At 47.8% G+C, this 1,748-nt stretch carries 3 protein-coding genes; 2 read left to right on the top strand and 1 reads right to left on the bottom strand.

Translation table 11 applies throughout. The features are described 5' to 3' along the window. Together E2K52_RS14300 and E2K52_RS14295 are read left to right on the top strand one after the other, a co-directional pair. On the top strand, positions 1-657 hold a 657-nt coding region (locus tag E2K52_RS14300; protein WP_151205668.1), incomplete at its 5' end, for a class I SAM-dependent methyltransferase. A 15-nt stretch (positions 658-672) separates the two neighbouring features. After that, a complete protein-coding gene (locus E2K52_RS14295; RefSeq protein WP_151205667.1) occupies positions 673-1,251 on the top strand; it encodes a hypothetical protein in 579 nt (192 codons plus the stop codon). Between the two features lie 72 nt (positions 1,252-1,323). Here E2K52_RS14295 and E2K52_RS14290 read toward each other — a convergent pair. Beyond that, positions 1,324-1,748: NAD(P)/FAD-dependent oxidoreductase (locus E2K52_RS14290; protein ID WP_171478879.1), on the bottom strand; the 425-nt coding region annotated here is incomplete at its 5' end.

Raw genomic sequence — 1,748 nt, 5'->3', positions numbered from 1 at the left:
TTGCCAGAGGATGCGCATCTTTTAGATCTCGGCAGTGGGACGGGAAAATTTATCCCATCCTTACGTCCGCTCGGCAGCCGGATCACGGCGATTGATCCTGTGCCGGAAATGCTAAACCAACTGCAACAGGCCCATCCAGATATTCACACCCTGGAAGGTCTGAGCCATCAGCTTCCCTTGCCGGATCATAGCGTGAATGCCGTGTTTTGTGCACAGTCATTTCACTGGTTTGCCCATCTGGATACTTTAAAAGACATTTATCGGGTACTTAAACCGCAAGGTTATCTGGTTCTGGTCTGGAACCAGCGTGATACTGAGATAGACTGGGTAAAAGCTCTCGCAGATTATATCGCACCCCTGGAAGGCAATACGCCACGTTTTCATCATGGCCAATGGCAGGAGGTATTTAAACAACAAACCTTGTTCCAGCCTTATGCAGAGACACATATGCAGCACATGCAGCATGGTCCTGTGGAACAGGTGGTGTCCAAGCGTCTGCTATCGACCAGTTTTATTGCAGCGATGCCAGAGACACAGCGGCAGCAGCTTAAACAGAAATTTGAACAGATGATTGAACAATATACGACCAAACAAGCCCACGATCTGATAGATTTTCCCTATCGGACTTATGTATATGTATTTCAGCGAAGTGACTAAAAATGGGATTTGATCATGAATAAAATGCAATGGATGACACGCACTGTGCTTTTGAGCAGTGCCATATTTCTCATGGCCTGTGATCAGAAAAATACAGAAAATACTGAGCCGAGTCCAGATTCATCTGCCTCAGAACAGGTAATGAAAGAACTGCAAACCGATCCGGTCAAAGCCTTCCCCCAAACGGCTGATGATCCTCATGACATTGCTGTATTAACGGACTATGAGCTACGCTTTCAGGAAATGAGTGCGGATCTGGAAGCAGAAATGAACCAGATGCGCAAAGACGAAAATCTGACTGAAGAATTTATCCAGCAACGTCAGCGTGACCATATTCGTTCTGCCCTGAACATGCTCAAGGCTCTGGAGCTTAAAACTGAACAGGGCCGTTATATTCAGGGCTTGATGTATCAATACTGGGAACATCAGGAACAGCTACTGAAGCGTTCAGAACGTCAGGCCAGCACCGTCACTGAAGCCAGCAAGAATGTACAGGGACTGGGTAAATATCTGCATGCTCAGGAACAGTTAGAACATTGGCGCTTGCAGTATCCTCAAAATACGCAACCCCCAGCAAAAAGCACCCAGAAATAAACCATTTTTCATCTTTACAGGAAGCCGGGGATTTGAGCCGTTTCTGGTCTGATTTAGCTATTCAGCCCGGCTTTAATTCGACAGAAACTGATGCACTCCTTCTCCGGCTGCACGGCCTGTGGCAAAACAGGCGGTCAGTAAATAGCCGCCAGTCGGTGCATCCCAATCCAGCATCTCGCCGCAAAGAAATACCTGCGGATTGGATTTAAGTTGCAGCTGTTCCGAAAGCGCTTCACGCTTCACTCCGCCTGCACAGCTGATTGCTTCTTCAATTGGCCGAAAGCCACTTAAAGTGATAGACAGCTGTTTGATTTTTTGGGCCAATTGGTCTGCATCCTGCCAGATGGATTTCGCCACCAGTTCTCGCACTAGGGCGGCTTTTGCTCCTTCCAGACCCGCTTTACGCCAGACATTGGCCAGAGACTGTTTTTTGCCGGGTTGCAGTTTTTTGGCCAGCTGCTCTACCGTTTGATCCGGAAATAAATCCAGCTCAAGCA

The organism is Acinetobacter sp. RF14B (assembly GCF_006864105.1).
Classification (GTDB): domain Bacteria; phylum Pseudomonadota; class Gammaproteobacteria; order Pseudomonadales; family Moraxellaceae; genus Acinetobacter; species Acinetobacter lwoffii_C.
The sequence above is the reverse complement of the archived record's forward strand: the minus strand, read 5'-3'. Positions and strand labels throughout refer to the sequence as shown.

Coding starts and splice junctions, on each gene's coding strand:
- E2K52_RS14295 (WP_151205667.1), top strand. CDS start 673: ATGAATAAAATGCAATGGATGACACGCACTGTGCTTTTGAGCAGTGCC.